At 37.0% G+C, this 818-nt stretch carries 2 protein-coding genes; both read right to left on the reverse strand.

What is annotated here, in order from left to right; all coding sequences use genetic code 11:
• The coding region (locus D1Z90_RS20795) for a hypothetical protein (protein ID WP_198419284.1) at positions 1–291 on the reverse strand (291 nt) is incomplete at its 3' end.
• Positions 288–740 carry a hypothetical protein gene (locus D1Z90_RS20800; protein WP_119912667.1) on the reverse strand — a complete coding sequence of 151 codons (453 nt, stop codon included), beginning with the start codon at positions 738–740 and terminating at the stop codon, positions 288–290. The genes D1Z90_RS20795 and D1Z90_RS20800, both read right to left, overlap by 4 nt.
• Positions 741–818: the final 78 nt, after the last annotated feature.

Raw genomic sequence — 818 nt, forward strand, 5'->3', positions numbered from 1 at the left:
TTCATCAAAGTCTCTGCTATTTAAGCATAGGTAAAAAGCATATATATTTTGCCAGAAGTGTTCGGAGTCAGTTTCATTATCTCCCAGGCTTTTAACAAAAATATCAAAGGCATTTATGAAGTCTTTATTTTTTATAGTGTTTCCATTGATTTCCTTCAATGCAATCCTAAGTGAGGGGTAATATAAGTGCTCCCCCCAGTTAGGGTCACGATAAAAATAATCACCTTCACCTTTAAAAAAAGAAATGATCTCACCATCTTCAAAAAAACAAGAATTATAATTTTTACTCATTGAATAAACTCCGAATCGTCAAACTGAGATTTCAAAACATTAATATCATTGTCATGTGATATTTTTTCAGTTCCTTTTACTGCGATTTCCTTTGCTCCGCCTTTAGTTTCCCCGCCGGGAACCCACTGATTCGGGTAAGCGCCAGCTTCATTACCATTTGGCATATCAAATTCAAAACGCTTATCATTTGAATGTAACCGAACGTAAAGTATTTTGTCATTAGCTAGTTCAGCTAATCCTTTTTCATCCAACCCCAAAGCTAACCGATCATTCAAGATACTGACATCGTTACCAGACTTCTTGAAGTCAGCAATAATTTTATCCATATCGGTTTGAAGACCTGCGAACTTTCTTGGCGGTAACGACTTGAACTTAGGGTTACCTATCCAACTGGCAGGCTGAACAAATGCAGCTCCAATAGTATTAAACTCTTCAATATGTGCTTTCACAGGCGTTGTTGATCAAATAGTTTTCAGTGCGACAAAGGCTCATGCTGTTCACATTTCAGACCGCTGATTTTCTTTCAG

The organism is Motilimonas pumila (assembly GCF_003596335.1).
Lineage (GTDB): Bacteria > Pseudomonadota > Gammaproteobacteria > Enterobacterales > CBDFNC01 > Motilimonas > Motilimonas pumila.